This is a genomic window from Marinobacterium lacunae (assembly GCF_000705555.1).
In the GTDB taxonomy this organism is placed as follows: Bacteria; Pseudomonadota; Gammaproteobacteria; order Pseudomonadales; family Balneatricaceae; genus Marinobacterium_D; species Marinobacterium_D lacunae.
In genome coordinates this window covers 35,913-60,277 of sequence record NZ_JMQN01000013.1, presented here as the reverse complement: position 1 = coordinate 60,277, position 24,365 = coordinate 35,913, and the positions used below count along the sequence as shown (strand labels likewise).

The 24,365-nt window shown below is 57.1% G+C and carries 18 protein-coding genes and 2 tRNA genes; 18 read left to right on the top strand and 2 right to left on the bottom strand.

Going from position 1 to position 24,365, the window contains the following annotated elements; genetic code table 11:
- Positions 1-4 precede the first annotated feature (4 nt).
- The 3 genes from parE (at position 5) to mepK (ending at position 4,269) form a co-directional block, all read left to right on the top strand.
- Complete coding sequence (parE, locus tag ADIMK_RS03160) at positions 5-1,900, top strand: DNA topoisomerase IV subunit B (protein WP_036183526.1); 1,896 nt, start codon at positions 5-7, stop codon at positions 1,898-1,900.
- Positions 1,901-1,991: 91 nt separating this feature from the next.
- Positions 1,992-3,593, top strand: a complete 1,602-nt coding sequence (locus tag ADIMK_RS21200) for a L,D-transpeptidase family protein (protein WP_051692392.1) — start codon at positions 1,992-1,994, stop codon at positions 3,591-3,593.
- A 103-nt stretch (positions 3,594-3,696) separates the two neighbouring features.
- Positions 3,697-4,269, top strand: a complete 573-nt coding sequence (gene mepK, locus ADIMK_RS03150) for a peptidoglycan L,D-endopeptidase MepK (protein ID WP_051692390.1) — start codon at positions 3,697-3,699, stop codon at positions 4,267-4,269.
- A 24-nt stretch (positions 4,270-4,293) separates the two neighbouring features.
- Here the strand turns inward: mepK and ADIMK_RS03145 are convergent, their stop codons facing one another.
- The gene (locus tag ADIMK_RS03145) at positions 4,294-6,261 is read right to left on the bottom strand and encodes a methyl-accepting chemotaxis protein (RefSeq protein WP_036183523.1); all 1,968 of its coding nucleotides are present in this window, start codon (positions 6,259-6,261) and stop codon (positions 4,294-4,296) included.
- 310 nt (positions 6,262-6,571) lie between these two features.
- Between ADIMK_RS03145 and carA the strand changes: the two genes are divergently transcribed.
- The 3 genes from carA to greA all read left to right on the top strand — a co-directional run bounded on the left by carA (position 6,572) and on the right by greA (position 11,463).
- Complete coding sequence (gene carA / locus ADIMK_RS03140) at positions 6,572-7,702, top strand: glutamine-hydrolyzing carbamoyl-phosphate synthase small subunit (RefSeq protein ID WP_036183520.1); 1,131 nt, start codon at positions 6,572-6,574, stop codon at positions 7,700-7,702.
- 66 nt (positions 7,703-7,768) lie between these two features.
- A complete protein-coding gene (gene carB / locus ADIMK_RS03135) occupies positions 7,769-10,987 on the top strand; it encodes a carbamoyl-phosphate synthase large subunit (protein WP_036183517.1) in 3,219 nt (1,072 codons plus the stop codon).
- Positions 10,987-11,463: a transcription elongation factor GreA gene (greA, locus tag ADIMK_RS03130; RefSeq protein ID WP_036183514.1), complete on the top strand. Its 477-nt coding sequence runs from the start codon at positions 10,987-10,989 to the stop codon at positions 11,461-11,463. The genes carB and greA overlap by 1 nt, the downstream gene beginning before the upstream one ends.
- Before the next feature lie 58 nt (positions 11,464-11,521).
- Here the strand turns inward: greA and ADIMK_RS03125 are convergent, their stop codons facing one another.
- The gene (locus ADIMK_RS03125) at positions 11,522-11,824 is read right to left on the bottom strand and encodes a YhbY family RNA-binding protein (RefSeq protein WP_036183511.1); all 303 of its coding nucleotides are present in this window, start codon (positions 11,822-11,824) and stop codon (positions 11,522-11,524) included.
- A gap of 538 nt (positions 11,825-12,362) precedes the next feature.
- Between ADIMK_RS03125 and ftsH the strand changes: the two genes are divergently transcribed.
- From ftsH to truB, 12 genes are all read left to right on the top strand, one after another.
- On the top strand, positions 12,363-14,360 hold the full coding sequence (ftsH, locus tag ADIMK_RS03115; protein WP_036184124.1) for an ATP-dependent zinc metalloprotease FtsH: 1,998 nt from the start codon (positions 12,363-12,365) through the stop codon (positions 14,358-14,360).
- A gap of 122 nt (positions 14,361-14,482) precedes the next feature.
- Positions 14,483-15,349 carry a dihydropteroate synthase gene (folP, locus tag ADIMK_RS03110; RefSeq protein ID WP_036183504.1) on the top strand — a complete coding sequence of 289 codons (867 nt, stop codon included), beginning with the start codon at positions 14,483-14,485 and terminating at the stop codon, positions 15,347-15,349.
- The gene (gene glmM, locus ADIMK_RS03105) at positions 15,346-16,695 is read left to right on the top strand and encodes a phosphoglucosamine mutase (RefSeq protein ID WP_036183502.1); all 1,350 of its coding nucleotides are present in this window, start codon (positions 15,346-15,348) and stop codon (positions 16,693-16,695) included. The genes folP and glmM overlap by 4 nt, the downstream gene beginning before the upstream one ends.
- 45 nt (positions 16,696-16,740) lie before the next feature.
- Positions 16,741-17,517, top strand: a complete 777-nt coding sequence (tpiA, locus tag ADIMK_RS03100; protein WP_036183500.1) for a triose-phosphate isomerase — start codon at positions 16,741-16,743, stop codon at positions 17,515-17,517.
- Between the two features lie 4 nt (positions 17,518-17,521).
- On the top strand, positions 17,522-17,908 hold the full coding sequence (gene secG, locus ADIMK_RS03095) for a preprotein translocase subunit SecG (protein ID WP_036184122.1): 387 nt from the start codon (positions 17,522-17,524) through the stop codon (positions 17,906-17,908).
- 13 nt (positions 17,909-17,921) lie between these two features.
- Positions 17,922-18,007: transfer RNA gene (locus tag ADIMK_RS03090), tRNA-Leu, on the top strand.
- Between the two features lie 48 nt (positions 18,008-18,055).
- A tRNA-Met gene (locus tag ADIMK_RS03085) sits at positions 18,056-18,132 on the top strand.
- 217 nt (positions 18,133-18,349) lie between these two features.
- On the top strand, positions 18,350-18,805 hold the full coding sequence (gene rimP, locus ADIMK_RS03080) for a ribosome maturation factor RimP (RefSeq protein ID WP_036184120.1): 456 nt from the start codon (positions 18,350-18,352) through the stop codon (positions 18,803-18,805).
- Between the two features lie 32 nt (positions 18,806-18,837).
- Positions 18,838-20,328, top strand: coding sequence for a transcription termination factor NusA (gene nusA, locus ADIMK_RS03075; RefSeq protein ID WP_036183497.1), 1,491 nt, complete (start codon positions 18,838-18,840; stop codon positions 20,326-20,328).
- A 26-nt stretch (positions 20,329-20,354) separates the two neighbouring features.
- Positions 20,355-22,877, top strand: a complete 2,523-nt coding sequence (infB, locus tag ADIMK_RS03070) for a translation initiation factor IF-2 (RefSeq protein WP_036183489.1) — start codon at positions 20,355-20,357, stop codon at positions 22,875-22,877.
- Positions 22,878-22,910: 33 nt separating this feature from the next.
- Positions 22,911-23,315: a 30S ribosome-binding factor RbfA gene (rbfA, locus tag ADIMK_RS03065; RefSeq protein WP_036183486.1), complete on the top strand. Its 405-nt coding sequence runs from the start codon at positions 22,911-22,913 to the stop codon at positions 23,313-23,315.
- Between the two features lie 2 nt (positions 23,316-23,317).
- Positions 23,318-24,271, top strand: coding sequence for a tRNA pseudouridine(55) synthase TruB (gene truB / locus ADIMK_RS03060; RefSeq protein WP_036183483.1), 954 nt, complete (start codon positions 23,318-23,320; stop codon positions 24,269-24,271).
- Positions 24,272-24,365: the final 94 nt, after the last annotated feature.

Below are 24,365 nucleotides of genomic sequence, written 5' to 3'. Positions count from 1 at the left end.
ACGGATGTCGAAGCAATATAACGCTGAAGCGATTGAGGTACTCAGCGGTCTGGATCCGGTGCGCCGCCGACCCGGCATGTACACCGAGACCGATCGCCCCAACCATCTCGCTCAGGAAGTTATCGATAACTCGGTGGATGAGGCGTTGGCCGGTCACGCCCGCCAGATCGAGGTGACACTGCATGATGACGGTTCGTTGTCGGTCAGTGATGACGGCCGAGGCATGCCGGTGGATATCCATCCGGAAGAGGGCGTCAGTGGCGTCGAGCTGATTTTGACCCGGCTGCATGCCGGCGGGAAGTTCAACAACGACAACTACACCTATTCAGGCGGTCTGCACGGCGTCGGTGTATCGGTGGTCAATGCGCTGTCCAAGCTGCTCAACGTCGAGATCAAACGTGGCGGCGAGGTATACCGTATCGGTTTTGCCGATGGCGAGAAGGTGTCGGATCTTGAAGTGATCGGCACATGCGGCAAGCGTAACACCGGTACCACGCTACGTTTCCTGCCCGATCCGAAATATTTCGATACGCCGAAATTCAGTATCAGCCGTCTGAAGCATAACCTTCGGGCGAAGGCGGTACTCTGTCCCGGCCTCAGGGTGATCTTCACCGATGCAAGCGGTGCCAAGAAAGAGTCCGAGGAGTGGTACTACGAAGATGGCCTTGTGGCCTATCTCAAGGGCAATACCCAGGTGTACGAAACCCTCCCGGCTGAGCCGTTTACCGGTCACCTTCAGGGCGAGGAGGATGCGGTCGAGTGGGCGGTACAGTGGCTGGTCGAAGGCGGTGAGGTTACGGCAGAGAGTTACGTCAACCTGATCCCGACGGCGCAAGGCGGTACCCACGTCAACGGCCTGCGCTCGGGCCTGCTCGATGCCATGCGCGAGTTCTGCGAGATCCGCAACCTGCTGCCGAGAGGCGTCAAGCTCAGCCCCGAGGATGTCTGGGACCGTTGTTGCTATATCCTGTCGGCGAAGATGCGCGACCCTCAGTTCGCCGGTCAAACCAAGGAGCGCCTCTCGTCACGTCAGATTGCGGCGTTTATCTCCGGTACCGTCAAGGATGCCTTCTCGCTCTGGCTTAACCGCCATGTTGAAGAGGGGGAGAAAATAGCCGATCTGGTGATCGCCAATGCCCAGCGCCGCATGCGCTCCAACAAGAAGGTGGTGCGTAAGAAGGTGACGCAGGGGCCCGCTTTGCCGGGCAAGCTGGCGGACTGCTCCGGCGGGGACATGACCCAGTCGGAACTGTTTCTGGTCGAAGGGGACTCGGCCGGTGGCTCGGCCAAGCAGGCACGCTCGCGTGAGTTTCAGGCGATCATGCCGTTGCGCGGCAAGATTCTGAACACCTGGGAGGTGGAGTCCAGCGAGATTCTGGCGTCTCAGGAGATCCATGATATTTCGGTCGCCATTGGCGTCGATCCCGGTTCTGTTGATCTCAATGGCCTGCGTTACAACCGTATCTGCATACTGGCCGATGCCGACTCCGACGGTCTGCATATCGCCACCCTGCTCTGTGCCTTATTCGTGCGTCACTTCCGCCCGCTGGTGGCGGCGGGGCATGTCTATGTGGCAATGCCGCCGCTGTACCGCATCGATGCGGGGAAAGAGGTCTACTACGCACTGGATGACGATGAAAAACAGGGCATTGTCGAGCGTATTCGTGCCGAGCGGCGCAACGCCAAGATCAACGTGCAGCGCTTCAAGGGTCTCGGTGAGATGAACCCGATGCAGCTGCGCGAAACCACCATGGCACCCGATACCCGCCGTCTGGTGCAGCTCACCCTGGCCGAAGGCGACGACACCATGGAGATCATGGATATGCTGCTGGCGAAAAAGCGCTCGGGGGATCGCAAACAGTGGCTGGAGAGTAAGGGCAATCTTGCCGAAGTGATCTGATCATGCTGCACGGCAGCAACGATCCGGAGCAGCTATAGTAAGGAAACCGGGGTACCCAAGGTGCCCCAATCCCAGGAAAGGGAGAGCTGTTATGTACGGGCTTGCACGACTCGCCTTGCTGTTTATGCTGCTGCTTCCGGTAGCGGAGGCGGACGCCATGCTGCCGCTTGCCCCCGCCGAAATGCCGCTGGTGGATAACCAGCCGGTACCGGACTGGCCCGCACTGACCGCTCTCTATGACCGGAGCAACTCCACCTACCTTTGGCACCGTAATGACGGCTCTCCCGATGTGGAGCTGATCGACGCCCTGCTCAGGGCCGTCGATATGGCGGCGGGTCAGGGGTTGAGTGCCGCGCGTTACCATGACCGTCGTCTGCTGGAGGAGATGGATGCCGCGCGCCGTGACATCTTGCTCAGCGATGCTCTGCTGCGGGTTATCTCGGATATGGGGCGTGGCCAGCCGGAAGCGGAAATGGGATCGCGGTTATGGCACCTGGATCGCCCGTCGATCGACCCTGTGCAACTGGCCGAACAGGCGCTAATTCAGCGCGATCCAGACCGGATGGTGGCCGCGCTGGCGCCGAGCTCTGCACAATACAGGGCGCTGGTTGATCTCTATCAGCACTACCAACTGCTTACCAAAGAGCCTCCGCTGCCTGAGTTGCCGACGGATCTGCTGATCAAGCCGGATGAGCAATCCGATCTGATACCCTTGTTGCGTCGTTATCTGGTGCGGCTTGGGGATGCACAACCGGACCCGCTGGCGCTTGAAACCGCGCCTGACCTGTTTGATCAATCTCTGCAGGCGGCGCTGCGTCGTTTCCAGATGCGTCACGGGTTGGAGGTGGATGGTGTGCTCGGACCCAAAACCGTGGCTGAGCTGAACCGCCCGTTGTCGCAGCGAATTGAGCAGATCCGCGTCAATCTTGAGCGCTGGCGCTGGATGCCGCGAGAGCTGGGTGAGCGGTATGTACTGGTCAGTATCCCCGGTTTCTTTCTGGAGCTGGTCGATAGCGGGCAGCCGGTATTGGAACTGCGCACCGTAACCGGCCGTCCACGCTGGCCTACCCCTTCGTTCCAGACCCATATCCGTTTACTGACGGTGAATCCCAGCTGGATAGTGCCGCGCAGTATCCTGCGCAAGGAGCTGTTGCCCAAGATCAAGGCGGACCCGAGTTGGCTGGCCAACAACAACATGAATGTGGAACGGTATCAGGATGGCCGTTGGCAGGGTGTGGACGCCACCACGGTCGACTGGAGCTCGCTTGAAGGGCTGCGTTTGCGGGAGAGGCCGGGTCCGGCCAATTCACTGGGTCGGCTCAAGTTCGGTATGGATAACCCTTTTGCCATCTATCTGCACGACACGCCCGCGAAGTCGCTGTTCGATAAGCCGCTGCGCTCCTTCAGTCATGGCTGCGTCAGGGTGCAGGGGATCGAGACTTTGGCGCAGCAGCTGATGTCGGATTCGACCCCGATGCAGAGCTGGTTCAGCGAGGCGTTGGAGCAGGAGCAAACCCGGAATCGTTCGCTGCCGGAACCGGTGCCCGTTTATGTGGTCTATCTCTCGGCTTGGGTTGACACCGAGGGGCAGGCTCAATTTCGACCGGATGTATACGGTTTGGATGGTCAGGTGCAGGCGCGTTTGCAGCGTTACGGCAGTGTGAGCAGTGCCGGCATGATCGTTAACAACTGATTATAATCTGGTCAATTGCGGCGTTCTTGGGTAGGATGCAGTCATACTTTCCATATTAAATAGCGCAGGATCGCTTGAACCGACACCCAGAGGTATTAAACGAGTGCCGTTCAAAAGCTGTACGAGGTCTGCCGCACCTCTCTCCCGCCGCGGCTTCCTGAAAGGTCTTGCAGTGACAGCTGCAGGGCTTCATATCCCCAAAACACTGGCGGCAATGCCGAGAGAACATGAACGCAGTATCGCGTTGCATAATCTCCATACCGGTGAAAAAGCGAAACTGACCTATTGGGAACAGGGGCGCTATCTGGATGAAAGTCTCGCCGAGCTGAACTATCTGCTGCGTGATTTTCGCACTGGGGATGTGCATCCTATCGATCCTGCGTTGATCGATATGCTGCACCTTCTCAGAATGCGCGCCGGTCGCACGGCACCTTTCGAGATCATCTCGGGTTATCGCTCACCCAAGACCAACACCATGCTCAGTTCCAAAAGTAGCGGCGTTGCCAAGCGCAGCCTACATATGGAAGGACAGGCGCTGGATATTCGCCTGCCCGGACAGGATCTGCACAAGCTGCATCAAAGCGCGGTCGATCTGAAGGTGGGCGGTGTGGGGCTCTACACCAAATCCAATTTCGTACACATCGATACCGGACGGGTGCGTTACTGGGGGAGTTGATCCCCCAGTGGTGTGCACGCCGCGTTAGCGGAACTGGCTGACCAGCGCATTGAGTGCTTTGCTGGATTCCCCCAGCGTCCCGGCGAAGCGCTGGTTGTTTTCCGCTTCGGCGGCCGATTGTCGGGACAGATCCGCCGAGGTATGGATGACCGACGCGATCTCCGAGGTGACGGCTGATTGCTGCTCGGTTGCCGAGGCGATCATCGCGCTCATGTCGTTGATGTTGGCGATCGCCTGGCGGATACGTTCCATCGCTTCTCCCGCCTCATTGGCACACTGCACCGTTGCCTGCACAGACTCCTGTTGAGTGTTCATCCGATCGGTGGCCGCTTTCGAAGCTTGGTCCAGTTTTTCGGTGATGCGGCGGATCTGCTCGGCAGAATTGGCTGTGCTGGCCGCGAGGTTGCGCACCTCGTCGGCGACAACGGCGAAACCGCGGCCGGCGTCTCCGGCCCGTGCCGCTTCTATCGCCGCATTCAGTGCCAGCAGATTGGTCTGTTCGGCAAAGCCCTCGATGACGGTCAGCACGTTGCTGATGGCGAGCGCGTCGGCTCTGAGCTCCTCAAGTGCCTGTGCAGTATCGCCAACCTCGCTGCTGAGCAGCGTAATGCTGTTGCGCGTCTGATCCAGTGCCGAGGAGCCCTGATTCGCCAGCTGGTGTGCCTCATGTGTGGCGGTGCTGGTGCGGGCGGCGTTGCCGGCTACCTCATGGAATGAACCATTGAGCTGCTCCATCTGTGTCGCGGCATTCTCGGTTTGTAGTTGCTGTGTCGAAACAATCTGCTCCAGGCTCTGAGAGCTGTTGAACGCTTCGCTCTGCAGCTGGTTCAGACGACTTGTTTCGAGATGGATCTGCTCGATTAGGCGCTGGAAGTAGTCCTGCAACTGGTGAACCGCCTGTTTGAGGTTTTGTACCTCGGTAAAGCGGCTGTTTAGCTCGAAGGTGCTCTTGAGATCGCCATTGGCAAGCTTGTCGATATACGTGCTGCTGACGGTGAGCAGTCGGGCCAGATTATTTTGCAGCAGGGTCATGCTGGCACCCGTCAGGATAATCAGGGCCATGCAGATGCCCAGCACCCAGTAAACAAGGTGCAGGATCTTTTCATAACGGCTGTTGATGATCCCTTCCATCTGCGAAAGTGTGTCTTCCAGCATATCCAAACGTTGCAGCGCGTTGTGTCGGCTGGCGCCCTTGAGCTTGGCAAACTTGCTGGCGTTCTCCATCTCCTTGGGGAAGCGCGACTGGAGTGATAGCAACGAGGAGGTGAGCTCCTCTGCCTTATCGACGGCCTCGCTCTCGCTTTGAGTGTTCCAGCCCATCAGCGCAGCCATCTCGTCGACCTCCTGCTTCTCGACTACACCCAGCTTAGGCAGCTTGGAGAGTGCTGTGACGGTGGCTTTGATCTCGTCCAGGTAGAGCGTCAACGTCTTTTCGGTGTCGGTATCCGGCTGTTTGAAATAACTCTCCCGCGTCAGTGTCAGGCGGTGCAGACTGCGTTGTGCGCTGGCGATCTTTTGCAGGTAGTCGATGCGCAAAGACGGGTTTGCGCTGTCGCCTTCGTTGACGTAGTCGCGCAGTGAGGAGAGTGTGTCTGACTGTTCGCGCTCGTTGATAATCAGCAGTGCTTCAGGATCGGCAAGCTTGCCGGCTTCGCGCAGCTCGCCCAGTACTTCATCCTGAATGGCGACCAGACGGGCATCCACGGCTTCCCGAACCTGAGCGGGCATCCAGCTGCCGCTGTCGCTGTCCTGGGTAAGTGCGTTGAGGTTTTCGCCCAATCGTGTCAGCAGGGTGGCGTCCCCGCTGTCGAGATAGGCAGCGATCGGCTGCTGTACCTTCTGTTGAACCTGCTTGCGGTATTCGCTGTAATGCAGCGTCTGGTTAAACGCTGAGCTGAGCTGATCGAGGGCCCAGATCAGTGCGCCAGCCATAAGCAGGACAATGAGGATAAGAGCGGCGCTGGCACCGCGTGCGAGATGAGATATTTTCATCGGACTAACCTTAGGTACTGCTGCAAAATGCGCGATGGCGGCAGTATATGAACGAAATATTACATCGCGGTGACATTGGGCCTTGGATTTCCTGGGCTTGCGGAGACGCTCTTCGTGGACAATGTGGTGGGTATGCACTAAAATACCGCCGGTTTTGCCCGCAGGGTCCGCGGGAAATCAGCAGAATTCATTTTAAAGCGAGGTAAACTACCGGTTTCACCTCGCTTTTTTGCACGTATCGATTACGTCTGAAGGCTGCTCTCTTTCCAGACATTCAAGATAATTGTTAGCGCACGCGCGGGAGGTTCAATTGACGCGACCAGCCATTCTAGCCCTTGAAGATGGCAGCATATTCAGGGGGGTTGCGATTGGCGCCGATGGTGAGTCCAGTGGTGAGGTGGTGTTTAACACCTCGATGACCGGATATCAGGAGATTTTGACAGACCCCTCCTACTGCCGGCAGATCGTCACCCTTACTTATCCACATATCGGTAACGTCGGCGTCAATGCCGAAGATGCGGAATCTCGTCAGACCTGGGCCGCAGGCCTGGTGATTCGTGATCTTCCGCTGGTGGCCAGCAACTTCCGTAGTGAACAGTCTCTCGATCAGTACCTTAAGGACAACGGTATCGTCGGCATTGCTGACATCGATACCCGTCGCCTGACCCGCATCCTGCGTGAGAAGGGTGCCCAGAACGGCTGCATCATGGCCGGTGAGATCGACGAAGAGAAAGCGCTGGCTGCCGCTCGCGCCTTCCCGGGTCTCAAAGGCATGGATCTGGCCAAAGAGGTAACGGTTAGCGAAGCATATGACTGGCGCTCCACAACCTGGACACTCGGTGTCGGGCATGAAGAACGTGCCGATGCGGATCTGCCGTTCCATGTCGTGGCGTACGATTACGGTGTGAAGTCCAACATCCTGCGTATGCTGGTTGAACGCGGCTGCCGCCTGACCGTGGTTCCGGCCCAGACCCCGGCTTCCGAAGTGATGGCGCTGAATCCGGACGGTGTTTTCCTCTCCAACGGTCCCGGCGATCCAGAGCCCTGCGATTACGCCATCAAAGCGATTGGCGAGATTCTGGAAACCGGTCTGCCGGTGTTCGGCATCTGTCTGGGACATCAGCTTCTGGCGCTGGCCTCTGGTGCACGTACCGTGAAGATGAAGTTCGGTCACCATGGTGCCAACCATCCGGTACAGGATCTGGATAACCGCCATGTGATGATTACCAGTCAGAACCATGGCTTCGCGGTGGATGAAGAGACGCTGCCTGAAACCCTGCGTGCGACCCATAAATCTTTGTTCGACGGCTCCCTCCAAGGAATCGAGCGCACGGATCGTCCTGCATTCAGTTTCCAGGGCCATCCCGAAGCGAGCCCCGGCCCGCACGATGTGGCGCCGCTGTTTGATCGCTTTATCGAACTGATGCGAGCCCGCGCCTGAGCCCTTGCCTGAATGTAAGGTGCCAGACAGTCCCCGAACAGAAACAGATACGACCGGTTAAATCAGATGCCAAAACGTACGGACATTCAAAGTATTCTCATCCTCGGCGCGGGCCCGATCGTCATCGGCCAGGCGTGCGAGTTCGACTATTCCGGTGCCCAGGCGTGTAAAGCGCTGCGCGAAGAGGGCTACCGTGTCATCCTGGTCAACTCCAACCCGGCGACGATCATGACCGATCCGGCCATGGCTGATGCGACCTATATCGAGCCGATCAACTGGAAAACCGTCGCCAAGATCATCGAGAAAGAGCGTCCCGACGCGCTGCTGCCGACCATGGGTGGTCAGACCGCTCTGAACTGTGCGCTTGATCTCGACCGCGAGGGTGTTCTTGCCCAGTACGGTGTCGAAATGATCGGTGCAACCCAGGATGCCATCGACAAGGCGGAAGATCGCGAGCGCTTCGATAAGGCGATGAAAAATATCGGCCTGGAGTGCCCGCGTGCGTCTATCGCCCACAGCATGGAAGAGGCGCTTCAGGTGCTGGATTCCATCGGCTTCCCGGCGATCATCCGTCCCTCTTTCACCATGGGTGGCTCTGGTGGCGGTATCGCCTACAACCGTGAAGAGTTCATCGAAATCTGTGAGCGTGGTCTGGACCTGTCCCCGACCAACGAGCTGCTGATCGATGAGTCACTGATCGGCTGGAAGGAATACGAGATGGAGGTTGTTCGTGACAAGAACGACAACTGCATCATCGTCTGCTCCATCGAGAACTTCGACGCCATGGGTGTGCACACCGGTGACTCCATTACCGTGGCTCCAGCCCAGACCCTGACCGACAAGGAATACCAGCTGATGCGTGACGCATCCGTCGCGGTATTGCGTGAGATCGGCGTGGAAACCGGTGGCTCCAACGTGCAGTTCGGTGTCGATCCGAAGACTGGCCGTATGGTCGTCATCGAGATGAACCCGCGTGTGTCCCGCTCTTCTGCTCTGGCCTCCAAGGCGACCGGTTTCCCGATCGCGAAGGTTGCGGCCAAACTGGCGGTTGGCTACACGCTTGACGAGCTGCAGAACGATATCACCGGCGGTCGCACCCCGGCGTCGTTCGAGCCGGCCATCGACTACGTTGTCACCAAGATTCCCCGTTTTACCTTCGAGAAATTCCCGCAGGCCAATGATCGTCTGACTACGCAGATGAAATCTGTTGGCGAGGTGATGGCGATTGGCCGCACCCAGCAGGAGTCTTTGCAGAAAGCGTTGCGCGGTCTGGAGGTGGGCTCTGTCGGCTTCGACCCGATCGTCGATCTGAACGCGGAAGATGCGCGTACCGATATCGTGCGTGAGCTGACCCAGCCGGGCGCTCAGCGTATTTGGTACATCGGCGATGCCTTCCGTCTTGGAATGAGTGTCGACGAGATCTACAAGCTCAGCGGTGTGGATCCCTGGTTCCTGGTGCAGATCGAGGATCTGCTCAAGGATGAACAGCGCGTCTCCGAGACTGCTCTGAGTGAGCTGGACAAGGATCAGATTTTCCGTCTCAAGCGCAAGGGCTTCTCCGATGCGCGTCTGGCTCAGTTGCTGGGTGTTTCGGAAAAACAGTTCCGCAAGCATCGCCAGAGCATGGGTGTGCGCCCGGTCTTCAAGCGTGTGGATACCTGTGCGGCCGAGTTCGCGACCGATACCGCGTACATGTACTCCACCTATGAAGAGGAGTGTGAGGCTAACCCGTCTGATCGCGAGAAGATCATGGTTATCGGCGGCGGCCCGAACCGTATCGGTCAGGGTATCGAATTCGATTACTGCTGCGTTCACGCGGCGCTGGCGGCGCGCGAAGACGGTTACGAAACCATCATGGTTAACTGTAACCCGGAAACCGTTTCTACCGACTACGACACCTCCGACCGTCTGTTCTTCGAGCCGATCACGCTGGAAGACGTGCTGGAGATCGTCAACGTCGAGAAGCCCAAGGGCGTCATCGTTCAGTACGGTGGTCAGACACCACTGAAGCTGGCTGTTGCGCTTGAGCAGGCCGGTGTGCCGATTATCGGTACGTCACCGGAGGCGATCGACCGTGCAGAAGACCGCGAACAGTTCCAGCAGATGATCAAACGTCTGGGCCTGAAACAGCCGGAGAACGCTACCGTGCGCTCTCTGGAAGAAGCGGTCATCGAAGCTGAAAAAATTGGCTATCCGCTGGTTGTGCGCCCCTCATACGTATTGGGTGGACGTGCCATGGAGATCGTCTACAAGGAAGAGGAGCTGCGCCGCTACATGAATACGGCGGTTCAGGTCTCCAATGACGCACCGGTGCTGCTGGACTACTTCCTGAACGCAGCGGTCGAAGTCGATATCGACGCGGTCAGCGATGGCAAGACGGTGGTGATCGGCGCGATCATGCAGCATATCGAGCAGGCGGGTGTTCACTCCGGTGACTCTGCATGCTCTCTGCCGCCCTATAGCCTGGCTGATGATGTTCAGGATGAGATGCGTGAACAGGTACGCAAGATGGCGCTGGAACTCGGCGTCGTTGGTCTGATGAACGTGCAGCTGGCATACCAGGATGGCGAAATCTACGTCATCGAGGTTAACCCACGTGCGTCACGTACCGTACCGTTCGTATCCAAGTGCATCGGTGTGTCGCTGGCCAAGATTGCGGCGTTGGTCATGACCGGCAAGAGTCTTCAGGAGGTTGGCTTCACCGAAGAGATCGTGCCCAAGCAGTTCAACGTCAAGGAAGCGGTATTCCCGTTCAACAAGTTCCCGGGTGTTGACCCGATTCTTGGCCCGGAGATGAAGTCTACCGGTGAGGTTATGGGTACCGGTGCCACCTTTGGCGAGGCGTTCATGAAGGCCCAGCTTGGTGCTGGCGAGAAACTGCCGAGCAAGGGCAAGGCATTTATCTCTGTCCGTGACGTTGATAAAGCCGGCGTCGTCGATGTGGCGCGCGATCTGGTTGGACTGGGCTTTACCATTGTGGCAACAGCTGGCACATCTGCACTGCTTGAGCAGGCAGGTCTGTCTGTTGAGCGAGTCAATAAAGTGGCTGAAGGCCGTCCGAATATCGTCGACATGCTGAAAAACGGTGAGATCGCTTACGTCATCAATACCACTGAAGGGCGTAAGGCGATTGCGGATTCCTCCGCGATCCGTCGTTCAGCGCTGCAGCACAAAGTGCCGTATACCACCACTTTAGCCGGTGCCGCGGCAACAGCCGAAGCGTTGAAGTATGGTGAAGAGAAAATCGTGCGCCGTCTGCAGGATCTGCATGCAGGAGTAGCATAATGAAACGTGTACCCATGACTGTCGCAGGCGAGAAAAAGCTGCGCGAAGAGCTGGCTCAGTTGAAAACAGTGGATCGTCCGAAGGTGATTGCGGCGATCGCGGAAGCGCGTGAACACGGCGATCTGAAAGAGAACGCCGAGTATCACGCTGCCCGTGAGCAGCAGGGCTTTATCGAAGGACGTATCCGTGAGATTGAGCACAAGCTGTCGCTGGTGCAGGTGATCGATGTCACCAGTATCGATCACACCGGTAAGGTGATCTTTGGTACTACGGTGGAGTTGATCAATCTGGATACCGATGCGGCCGTGCGCTACCAGATCGTCGGTGACGACGAGGCGGACATCAAGGCGGGGAAAATCTCAGTCAATTCACCTATCGCCCGAGCCCTGATCGGCAAGGAAGAGGGTGATGTGGCCTGTGTGGAAACGCCGGCCGGTGCCACTGAGTATGAAATCGCCGAAGTACTGCATATCTGACATGCAGGCATAAAAAAACCGCCTTCGGGCGGTTTTTTTTGTCGCTGGTTCAGGCGGCTCAGCGCAAAAGGTTGGACAGCTTGGGGTTGGGAGACTGGGAGGCGCGATACAGCAGGGCTATATTGCCGATCTCCTGAACCAATGTCGCCTCGACGATGCTACACAGGTCGCGGATCATCGCCTTTTTGACGTCTCGGTCGCCGACGGCGAATTTCACCTTGATCAGTTCGTGGTCTTCGAGAGCACGGTCGACCTCAAGCTGAATGTTTTCCGTCAGTCCGTTACCGGCGACCATGACGATCGGATTCAGATTGTGTCCCAGGGTGCGGAACTGCTTCTTTTGCTCGGGGGTCAAGCTCATACTAAAATACGGTGCCTCGCTGAAAAGGGTGTGCCCCTGAAAAAGGGGCTAAAGTGTGATTTTAACCGAGATACCGCCGAGTGAGTAGCGATCAGGCAGATGGAGCCGCGTTTTCATCTGGCAGAGTCGAAAAGGGCTGGCCGCTGGCTGAAGGAACATTTCGACGACCCGTACGTCAAAGGTTCCAGGGAGTCGGGTTGCTGTTCACGTGCCAGTTTCATGCTGCTCGAAATTGATTTTAAGGATACGCTTATAAACCCGGGGCTGAAGTCGTCGATTTCGATGCCTCCCTGAATGGGGATTGCGCTGACCTTGTAATCTCCGATACGGCCCCCAATATCATGGGTAACACATCTATCGATCAGCTGGTGGTGATGTATCTGCTTGGTAAAGGGTTCAAGGGCGGGTAACCTATTGACCCCGCAGGGCGCGCATGCTCAGCTTGGTCGTATATACGAGCTCAAAATGCCGTGGTTTGGTTGCAGGCCGCAACGGCAGTGAGGATTTAGAGAGAACCGAGGGTAGCTCATTGAACGATATGGCAAAAAATCTGGTGCTTTGGTTGGTGATCGCAGCCGTGCTGTTGACTGTGTTCAACAACTTCAGCACAGAGACTGATTCCCGCCGCATTAACTACTCCGATTTCGTTGCGGAGGTGCAAGCGGACCGTGTGGCTAAGGTCACGATTGATGGCTTTACCATAGTCGGGCAGCGCACCAACGGCGATCGGTTTGAAACCGTGCGTCCGGCTGCTGAAGATCCGAAGCTGATCGATGATTTGATTGACCATAACGTCGTGATCGAAGGCAAACAGCCTGAGCGCCAGAGTATCTGGACCCAGCTTCTGGTTGCCTCCTTCCCGATTCTGGTGATCATTGCAGTATTCATGTTTTTCATGCGCCAGATGCAGGGCGGCGGTGGCGGAAAAGGCGGCCCGATGTCGTTCGGCAAGTCCAAGGCGCGCATGATGAGTGAAGATCAGGTCAAGACTACCTTTGATGACGTGGCCGGTGTTGAAGAGGCCAAGGAAGAGGTTGCCGAGCTGGTCGATTATCTGCGTGATCCGGGCAAATTCCAGCGTCTTGGCGGTCATATTCCGCGTGGCGTATTGATGGCAGGCTCGCCGGGTACTGGTAAAACCTTGCTGGCAAAAGCGATTGCCGGTGAAGCGAAGGTGCCTTTCTTCAGTATTTCCGGTTCCGACTTCGTCGAAATGTTCGTAGGTGTTGGTGCGTCACGTGTGCGCGATATGTTCGAACAGGCCAAGAAGCACGCGCCCTGTATTATCTTTATCGATGAGATTGATGCCGTCGGTCGTCATCGTGGCGCTGGTATGGGTGGCGGTAACGACGAGCGAGAGCAGACTCTTAACCAGCTGCTGGTCGAGATGGACGGTTTCGAAGGAACCGAAGGCATCATCGTGATCGCGGCCACTAACCGTCCTGATGTACTGGACCAGGCCCTGCTCCGTCCTGGCCGTTTTGACCGTCAGGTCCATGTGGGTCTGCCCGATATTCGCGGCCGTGAACAGATTCTCAAGGTGCATATGCGTAAGGTGCCGCTGGGCGACGATGTTAAGCCCGAGCTGATCGCGCGTGGCACCCCCGGATTCTCCGGTGCCGACCTGGCTAACCTGGTGAACGAAGCTGCGTTGTTCGCGGCGCGTGAGAGCCGTCGCACCGTGAGCATGGATCAGTTCGAAAAAGCCAAGGACAAGATCATGATGGGCGCTGAGCGTAAGTCGATGGTCATGTCCTATAAAGAGCGTTTGAACACTGCTTATCATGAGGCCGGCCATGCAATCATCGGCCGCCTGATGCCTGAACATGATCCGGTCTACAAGGTGTCGATCATTCCGCGTGGCCGCGCACTGGGTGTGACCATGTTCTTGCCTGAAGAGGATCGGTACAGCCATAACCGTCAGTCGATCATTTCCCAGATCTGCTCCCTTTATGGTGGTCGTCTTGCCGAGGAGCTGACGCTGGGCAAGGATGGCGTGACGACCGGTGCGTCCAATGACATCCAGAAAGCGACGATGCTGGCCCGCAACATGGTCACCAAATGGGGTCTGAGCGACGAGCTTGGCCCGCTGCTCTACGGCGATGAAGATGATGATCCGTTTGGTCGTGGTATGGGGCAGGCTGCACGGGCAATGTCAGAGCAGACCCAGCAGCGTATAGACGCGGAAGTGCGTCGCATCATCGATGCCTGTTATGAAAAGGCTCATCAGTTGCTGGTCGATAATCGCGATATTCTCGATGCGATGGCTGAAGCGTTGATGAAGTATGAAACAATCGGTTCCGATCAGCTGGACCAGCTGATGGCTCGCCAGGAGGTTTCACCGCCCGAGGGCTGGGTCGAGGCGCAGGAGCGTGCCGACCGCGCCGAGCGCGATATCGAAGAAGCGCGTCAGGCCAAGCGTGAACCTGAGGAGAGTGAACGTCCCGCAGAGCGTGACGATGACGCAGGAAAAGAGTCGGGTTCGGGCGATAGTGATGTCCCCGATGTCGACTCGGATGAACCGAAATCCAGCTGATAGGCCATTGGCCGAGCCCGTGTCAGCGGGTTTGGCCTGATTTCAGTATTGTACGAAGCCGGCCTAGTGCTGGCTTCTTTGTTTTAAGCTCTAATCGCGGCCTTTTGGCAGGAGATGTAGCGATGCCTCATTTGAAGTGTGCTTCCCGTACGTTGGGCCTTGATCGGGTGCAGGTTATGGGAATACTCAACGTGACACCTGACTCGTTCTCGGATGGCGGGAATCTTTATCGTGCCTCGAAGCTGTCGATAGAGCAGGCGCTTGTCCATGCAGCTGGAATGGTGGCGGATGGCGCTACATTGATTGATGTCGGTGGGGAGTCGACCCGACCGGGTGCTGAACCGGTGAGTGTGCAGGAGGAGCTTGATCGTGTCATACCGGTAGTCGAGCGAATCAGTGCTGAACTCGATGTGGTGATATCGGTTGATACCAGCGCTCCTGAGGTGATGCGTGAGGCCTCTGCGGCAGGGGTCGGATTGATCAATGATGTGCGCTCGCTGGCAAAGGAGGGCGCGCTCGAAGCGGCTGCTGAGACAGGGCTGCCGTTGTGCTTGATGCATATGCAGGGCTCAAGCCCTGCGACCATGCAGTTGGCCCCGAGTTACGAGGATATTGTCTCGGAAGTCAGTGATTTTCTCAGTCAGCAGATTGTGCGCTGTGAGGCTGCAGGTATCCCGCGTGAGCGTCTGGTGCTCGATCCCGGATTTGGCTTTGGAAAAACGCTTGAGCATAACCTGACGTTGCTGCGCCGTATGGATGAACTGAACGCGCTTGGATTGCCGTTGCTTGTCGGGACCTCCCGCAAGTCGATGATCGGTCAGGCACTGGGGCGGGAGGTAGATAGTCGTCTGGCTGGAAGCCTGGCGACCGTCGCCTTGGCGGTTGAGCGTGGCGGGCGTATTATCCGCGTCCATGATGTGGCAGCCACAGTCGATGTGGTGCGCATGACCGAAGCTGTGTTGTACGGCCATCAGCAGGAGCAGGCATGAGCAGACGCTATTTTGGTACCGACGGCATTCGTGGGCATGTCGGACAGTTTCCGATCACCCCTGATTTTATGATCAAGCTTGGCTGGGCTGCAGGTTGCGTATTCGCGCGCAGCGGCCAGAGCCGTATCGTGATCGGCAAGGATACCCGCATCTCCGGGTATATGTTCGAATCGGCACTTGAGGCCGGGCTGTCGGCTGCGGGCGTCGATGTGCTGCTGACGGGCCCCATGCCGACACCGGCTGTTGCCTATCTTACCCGCACGTTCAGAGCCAATGCGGGAATTGTTATCAGTGCATCGCACAACCCGTTTGATGATAACGGCATCAAGTTCTTTTCCGCGCAGGGCACCAAACTACCGGATGAGGTGGAGCAGGCAATCGAAGCGCAGATGGATCTGCAGATGTCGACTGCATCATCAGAGCGTTTGGGCAAGGCGCGTCGTATAGACGATGCGGCAGGGCGCTATATCGAATTTTGCAAATCCACAGGCGGCGGAAATCTGAACCTTCGCGGCCTGAAAATCGTGATCGACTGTGCCAACGGCGCAACCTATCACGTATCACCCAAGGTGTTTGCCGAACTGGGGGCGGAGGTGATCGAGATCGCATCATCCCCTGATGGACTCAATATCAATGAGCGTTGCGGCGCCACCTCTCCGCAAAAACTGCAGAAGATAGTGGTGGCCGAAGAGGCAGACCTGGGAATCGCACTGGATGGGGATGGTGATCGCCTGATTCTTGTCGACCATACCGGTGCGGTGGTCGACGGTGATGAAGTGCTTTTCATCATCGCCAATGCGATGCGCGAGCAAGGCGTGTTGGAGGGCGGGGTTGTCGGCACGTTGATGTCCAATTTTGGCCTCGAGCAGGCTTTCAAGCGGATGGGTATTCCCTTCGTGCGCGCTGCAGTAGGTGATCGCTATGTGATGGAGCAGTTGGCGCAAAACAACTGGCTGCTCGGCGGCGAAAATTCGGGCCATGTCGTATGCCGGCACCTGATCTCGACCGGCGATGGTACCGTCTCTGCGGTGCAGGTACTCAAGGCGATGGCGGATAGCGGCAAGTCACTCTATGAACTTAAGCAGGGGATGAGCAAGCTGCCTCAGGTGATGATCAATGTGCGTCTGGCTCATCGCGTTTCGCTGGCAGGCAACGCAGAGCTGGAAAAGGCTGTGGCCGAAACGGAGGCACGCCTCGGTGATGCGGGAAGGGTGTTGCTGAGACCCTCCGGCACAGAACCAGTCGTTCGTGTGATGGTTGAGGGCGAAGATGGTGCGCTCGTCGACAGCTTGTGCCGCGAACTGGCTGAAAAGGTGGAAAAAATTCTTTCAGCGCTTGTAAGTTGAAAAGGCCTCAGTTAAGATTTGCGCCTCTTTCGTAAGGGGGTCCCGATGCGCAAGGCGCTGGTAGCTGGAAACTGGAAGATGAACGGGCGAATCGCTAAAAACGATGAGCTTGTCACAACTGTTCTGGCTGGCTTGGCTGAGCAGGCGCTGACGGAACGCGTAGATGTGATGGTGTTTCCGCCGTCCATCTATGTCGGGCAGGTCGAGTCCCTGGTTCGAGGCAGTAATGTTTCGGTCGGTGCTCAAAACCTTTGCGAATATAAAGACGGTGCGTATACCGGTGAGCTGTCCGCTGGCATGTTGGTGGATAGCGGTTGTACAGCCGTATTGGTTGGGCACTCTGAGCGTCGTGCACTGTTTGGTGACGATGATGCAAGGGTGGCGGCCAAGGTCAAAGCGGCGCTTGATGCCGGTTTGACACCCGTTCTCTGTCTCGGCGAATCGCTGGAAGAGAGAGATGCGGAGAAGACACTGGCGGTAGTGACTGAGCAGTTTGAAACTGCAGTTGACGCCTTGGATGTGTCCGAGATTGCGCGCATTGTTCTGGCTTACGAGCCGGTGTGGGCGATAGGTACTGGACGCACGGCAACTCCGGAGCAAGCGCAAGAGGTGCACGCTCATTTGAGGGGTCTGCTTGCCAGTCGTAGTCGAGAGCTCGCGAATAAAGTGCGGGTCCTTTACGGCGGTAGTGTCAATGCGGATAATGCGGCGGCGCTGTTCGGGCAGCCGGATATTGATGGTGGGCTGATTGGCGGCGCATCGTTGAAAGCTAAAGATTTCCTGACTATCTGCCATGCGGCAGGTGTCGGTCGAGACGGTTGAGAAGATGGAATCACTGGTTCTGATAGTGCATGTGTTGCTGGCAGTCGCGATTATCGCGCTGGTACTGCTGCAGCAGGGTAAAGGCGCTGAGGCAGGTGCATCCTTCGGTGGAGGTGCTTCCCAGACCGTCTTTGGTAGTCGCGGATCCAGCAGTTTTCTGGGTCGCATGACTGCGGTACTGGCCGCAGGTCTGTTCGTGACAAGTTTTGCGCTGGCGGTGTACGCCAAGCAGAAAGCGTCAAGTGTAAATGATGCTGGTATTCCGGCCGCAGAAGTGATTGAATCTGCAGCCGAAACTCAGGGGCAGGCCGATCTGCCGGCTCTTGAGAGCTCCAATGCTGCTGAAAGTGATGTGCCGACCGGCGACGTTCCGGCAACAGGTCAGCAGTAAGGAAGTTGAGTTAGCCCAAGTGGTGGAATTGGTAGACACGCTATCTTGAGGGGGTAGTGTCCCTAGGACGTGCCGGTTCGAGTCCGGCCTTGGGCACCAAGTTGTAAAAATGACAGGTTCTATGTATACTATGGCACCTGTTTCTGATGCGGGGTGGAGCAGTCTGGTAGCTCGTCGGGCTCATAACCCGAAGGTCGTTGGTTCAAATCCAGCCCCCGCTACCACGTTTTAAAAGGTGACCTGATAGCTCGTTGGGTTCACGTTTTATAAACACCGGGTAAAGATCGAAAGCGATCGATCATTGTGCCCGATAAAGGTTTAGATTGAGCCCCTTTTGAGGGGCTTTTTCGTAGCTAAACACAAGGCGTTGGTGCCTCGTCAGAAATGGGTCCGTAAGTGACCCATTTTTCGTTTCAGGCACCTGACAAGATGGGGTTGTCAGTGTCAGTGAAGCTGAAACATCTGCAGGAATTGATTGAGCCGGCCGTGGTCGGCCTCGGTCTTGAACTTTGGGGCGTCGAGTTCCATTCGGCGGGTAATAATAGCCTGTTGCGTATCTACATTGATGGTCCCGAAGGGGTGACGGTCGATGACTGCGCACGTGTCAGTCACCAGGTGAGCGGTATCCTCGACGTGGAGGATCCGATCAGCGAACAGTACACCCTTGAGGTGTCGTCACCCGGGATGGACCGCCCGCTGTATACCTTGAAGCAGTTTGAGGCATTCCGAGGCCACAAGGTTCAGATCAAGTTGCGTGTGCCGTTCGAAGGGCGCCGCAATTTCAAAGGTTTATTGAATGGGATAGAGGGCGATGAGGTGCTTTTGATCGTTGACGATGAAGAGTATCTGTTGCCGATCGACTATATCGATCGCGCCAACGTAATCCCCCAGATTTAACACAGGTTCGAGGTTTTGGGCGAGGCAATGGTATGAACAAAGAGATTCTACTGGTTGCAGAAGCTGTTTCTAACGAGAAGGACGTCTCCAAGGCGGTTATCTTCGAAGCAATCGAAGTCGCTTTGGCGACAGCGACCAAGAAACGCTACGACGAAGAAGCGGATATCCGCGTTGTAATCGATCGCGCAACCGGCGATTACGAAACCTTCCGCCGCTGGCTGGTGGTCAGTAACGAAGAAGTTCCAGCGTTGGGCACCGAGCTGACGCTGCAGGAAGCTGAAGAGATAGACCCGAAACTCCAGCCCGGCGATGTCTGGGAGGAGAAGGTTGAGTCGGTCAAATTCGGTCGTATCGCAGCTCAGACCGCCAAGCAGGTCATCGTACAGAAAGTACGTGAAGCCGAGCGTGCGAAGGTAGTTGAGCTCTACCGTGATCGCCAGGGTGAGCTGATCGCCGGCACCGTCAAGAAGGTGACACGAGACAACATTATTGTAGACCTCGGTAACAACGCCGAAGCACTTCTGCCGCGTGAGTTCCTGATCCCGCGTGAAAGTTTCCGCATGGGTGACCGTGTGCGTGCAGTGTTGCAGGAAGTGCGTGCAGAAGGCCGCGGACCTCAGCTGATTCTGAGCCGCACCTCCGCGGAGATGCTGATTGAGCTGTTCCGTATCGAGGTGCCGGAGATCGCTGAAGAGGTGATCGAGATCCGTGCAGCTGCGCGTGACCCTGGTGCGCGAGCCAAGATTGCGGTCAAGACCAATGACGGACGAATCGATCCGATTGGGGCCTGTGTCGGTATGCGTGGTTCGCGTGTGCAGGCGGTATCCAATGAACTCGGTGGCGAGCGTGTTGATATCGTGCTGTGGGATGACAATCCCGCGCAGCTGGTCATCAATGCCATGGCGCCTGCCGAAGTGGCATCTATCGTCATCGACGAGGATGCGCACTCCATGGATGTGGCTGTCGCCGAAGACGCGTTGGCTATGGCCATCGGTCGTAGCGGGCAGAACGTACGACTGGCGTCCGAGCTTACCGGCTGGGAGCTCAATGTCATGAGCGAAGCCGATGCTGCGGCCAAGCAGCAGTCAGAGATCGGTTCGATTCTCGAGTTGTTCATGAAACACCTCGATGTCGATGAAGAGCTGGCGGAAGTGCTGGTCGAGGAAGGCTTTACCTCGCTTGAAGAGGTGGCCTATGTGCCGGTTGACGAAATGCTCGAGATTGAAGGTTTCGATGAAGACATCGTCGAAGCCCTGCGTACCCGCGCCAAGGATGTTCTGTTGAATCTGGCCATCGCCAGTGAAGAGCAGCTTGGCGATGCAGAGCCCGCCGAGGATCTGCTGGGTATGGATGGTATGAACAAGCACCTGGCCTACCAGTTGGCCGCTGCCGGCATCATTACGATGGAAGATCTGGCAGAGCAGGGTGTTGAAGATCTGCTCGAAATCGAAGGGTTGGATGAAGCGAAAGCGGCTGAACTGATCATGACCGCACGCGCACCCTGGTTTGCAGAGCAACAGTAATCCCAACGGAGGAGGAGAGACCATTTATGGCAGAAGTCACGGTTAAACAGCTTGCCGATGTGGTTGGTGTATCCGTTGAGCGTTTGCTGAAGCAGATGCAGGAAGCGGGCATTGATGACAAGAAAGATGGCTCGGTTGTATCTGAGAACGAGCGTCAAACGTTACTGGCATTCCTCAAGCGCAGCCACGGAGAAGAGGCTGATGCAGGTGAGCCGAAAAAGATCACGCTCAAGCGCAAGACAACCTCTCAGCTGAAGGTGTCTGGTGCTTCCGGCAAACGCAAGACAGTTAATATCGAAGTGCGCAAAAAACGCACCTACGTTAAACGCACTGAGCTCGAAGACGCGAAGTCCGAGGACGTAGCAGAGGCCCCGGTTCAGGAAGAAACCGCAGTAGAGCCGGCAGTAGAAGTTGCGAACGAAGTCGCAGCGCCGGTTGAGACACCTGTTGCAGAAGCGCCGACGGAAAAAGCTGAAGCGCCGGACGCCCAGGCTCCGGTATCCGAAGCGCCTGTCGCGGTGGAAGAGCCTGTTGCTGCCAAGGCTGCACCAGCGGTCAACGAAGCGCCGGCAGCGGCTCCGCCCAAGCGTGATGATAATCCGCGACGCAAGGATAAAGAGCGCAGCAAAGGCAAAACCTTTGCCAGTGACGATCAGCCACGCCGTGGCAAGGGTCGTGGCTTTGATGACGAAGGTCGTGGCGCCCGTCGTGGTGGTGGCAAGGCTGCCAAGCGCGCAGGGCGCGGTCGTGCGCAGCCGAATGCCCATGGCTTTGAGAAACCGACCGCTCCGGTGGTTCATGAGGTCAGCATTCCGGAGAGCATCACTGTTGCCGAGCTAGCCAAGAAGATGTCGATCAAGGCTGCGGAAGTGATCAAGGTGATGTTCAAGATGGGCGCAATGGCGACCATCAACCAGGTGATTGATCAGGATACGGCGATTCTTGTCGTCGAAGAGATGGGGCATGTTGCCAAGCCGATGCAGGAGAACGCGATCGAGGATGAACTGCTCGAAAGCGTGCAGTCGCATCAGGGTGAAGAGCAGTCTCGCGCGCCGGTTGTGACCGTTATGGGGCACGTTGACCACGGTAAGACATCACTGCTCGACTACATCCGACGCACACGCGTAGCGGCCGGTGAGTCTGGTGGTATTACCCAGCACATCGGTGCATATCACGTAGAAACCGACAACGGCATGATCACCTTCCTGGATACTCCGGGACACGCGGCCTTTACCGCCATGCGTGCACGCGGTGCTCAGCTGACCGATATCGTTATTCTGGTTGTGGCAGCCGATGACGGTGTGATGCCTCAGACCGAAGAAGCGGTTCAGCATGCCAAGGCTGCGGGTGTACCGCTGGTTGTTGCGGTGAACAAGATCGATAAGCCGGAAGCCGACCCGGATCGCGTCAAGAGCGAACTGTCTCAGCTGGATGTTATCTCCGAAGACTGGGGTGGCGATGTTCAGTTTGCCCACGTATCCGCCAAGAGCGGTGAGGGTATCGATGATCTGCTCGATAAAGTTCTGCTGCAGGCAGAAGTGCTTGAGCTCAAGGCTGTTCCGGAAGCGCCTGCACAGGGCGTGGTCGTCGAATCCCGTCTCGACAAGGGACGTGGTCCGGTGTCCACCATTCTGGTTCAGAACGGTACTCTGAAGAAGGGCGATATCGTCCTGGCCGGTCTGCATTACGGTCGTGTACGTGCGATGCTGGACGAGTCCGGCTCCCAGATCGAAACTGCAGGTCCCTCTATCCCGGTAGAGATTCAGGGTCTGGACGGTACGCCGGATGCCGGTGACGAGTTCACCGTGGTTTCCAGCGAGAAGAAGGCGCGTGAAGTTGCGCTGTTCCGTCAGGGTAAATACCGCGAGATCAAACTGGCTCGTCAGCAGAAGGCAAAGCTGGAAAACCTGTTCTCCAACATGCAGGCCGGCGAAGTGAAGTCGCTGAACATCGTCCTCAAGGCGGATGTGCGCGGCTCTCTGGAAGCGCTTACTCAGGCATTGCAGGATCTGTCTACCGACGAGGTCAAGGTCAACATCGTGTCCAGCGGTGTTGGTGGTATCGGCGAGACCGATGCTAACCTCGCGGTCGCGTCTTCGGCTATCCTGATCGGCTTTAACGTTCGTGCTGATGCACAGGCACGTACCATCGTTGAGCGTGAAGAGCTTGAGCTGCGCTACTACAGCGTTATCTATGACATCATTGATGACGTTAAGCAGGCGATGGTGGGTCTGTTGTCTCCGGAATATCGCGAAGAGATCGTCGGTGTTGCCGAAGTGCGTGACGTCTTCCGCTCACCGAAGCTCGGCGCGATTGCCGGCTGTATGGTCACCGAAGGTACGGTTTACCGTAACAAGCGTATCCGTGTACTGCGCGATAACGTGGTGATTTACGAGGGCGAGCTTGAGTCCCTGCGTCGTTTCAAGGATGCAGTGGCCGACGTGCGCCAGGGTATGGAGTGCGGTATCGGCGTCAAGAACTACAATGACGTCAAGGTCGGCGACCAGATCGAGGTTTATGACACCGTCGAAGTACAGCGCAGCCTGTAATTACCCTTAACAGTAGGCGAGAACGAGAGCCATATGGCACGAGAGTTCAAACGTACTGACCGAGTGGCGGACCAGATCCAGCGTGATCTGGCCGTCCTGATCCAGCGCGAGATCAAAGATCCGCGCCTGGGTATGGTCACCATCAGTCATGTCAAGGTCAGCAAAGACCTGGGTTACGCTGATATCTACATTACGGTGATGGCATTCGGCGATCAGGACGAGGCGGAATCCATTGCTGCGTCGCTAAAGGTGCTGAATGCTGCTGCCGGTTTCCTGCGTACCGAACTGGCACGCGGCATTAAGCTGAGGATCATGCCCCATCTGCGTTTTCATTTCGATGAAACCGTGGAGCGGGGACGGCGTCTGCATAGCCTGATCGAGAGCGCCTACCGGCAGGAGAAAGCCAGCCAGCACGACGACTCGGATAGCGAGGAGTAGACATGGCGCGCAAACCAAAAGGACGCCGCATTGACGGCGTTTTTTTGCTTGATAAGCCCGGTGGAATTTCGTCGAACGGCGCGTTGCAGCGGGTCAAGCGAATCTATGGCGCAGCCAAGGCCGGACACACCGGCGCATTGGACCCACTGGCGACCGGCATGTTGCCGATCTGTCTTGGTGAGGCGACCAAGTACTCCCAGTTTCTGCTCGATTCAGACAAGCGCTATCGCACCACCGCCAAGCTCGGTGTGCGCACCGACAGCAGCGATGCAGACGGTGAAGTTGTCGAAACAAAAGCGGTTCCGGACAACCTGAGCCGTACGCATATCGAAACGCTGCTGCAGACGCATTTCAGCGGCGAGATCGAGCAGGTGCCGTCGATCTATTCGGCGCTCAAGCATAATGGCCAGCCTCTTTACAAACTGGCGCGCCAGGGCATCGAAGTGGAGGTCAAGCCCAGGCGGGTGCGGATCCATGAGATCAAGCTGCTTGATCTGCGTGAGGACGAGCTCGATCTGGAAGTGTATTGCTCAAAGGGCACCTATATTCGCAGCATTGTCGAAGATCTCGGACTCATGCTGGATTGCGGCGCACATGTCAGTATGTTGCGCCGGCTGGAAACCGGTCCCTATCGCGAACCGATGATGATGACGCTGGAACAGTTGCAGGCGCTGGCGGAACCTCGCGAGGGGGATGATCAGGAGTGCATACAAGCGCGTCTGGATCAGGTATTATTGCCGCCTTGGACCGCGGTGGTCAGTCTGCCTGCGCTTGAATTGAGTGCGGAGCAGGCCAGAACGCTGCAATATGGTCAGGGCTGTTCGGCCATTTTCGAGCAGCGCGGCCAGGTCAGATTGTTTATCGCGGGCACCGAAACCTTTGTCGGTGTGGGCGAAGTGTCGGATGACGGTGTGCTCAAGCCCATGAGGCTGATGAGCACAGCACCGACCGAATGAATTGCTCCGGAGGCCGGAGTATCGACGCTGGACTGAAAATATGCTCGGTCCAGCGCGTCTTGAAACCAGCGATGGGCATGCCTGTCGCGTGCAT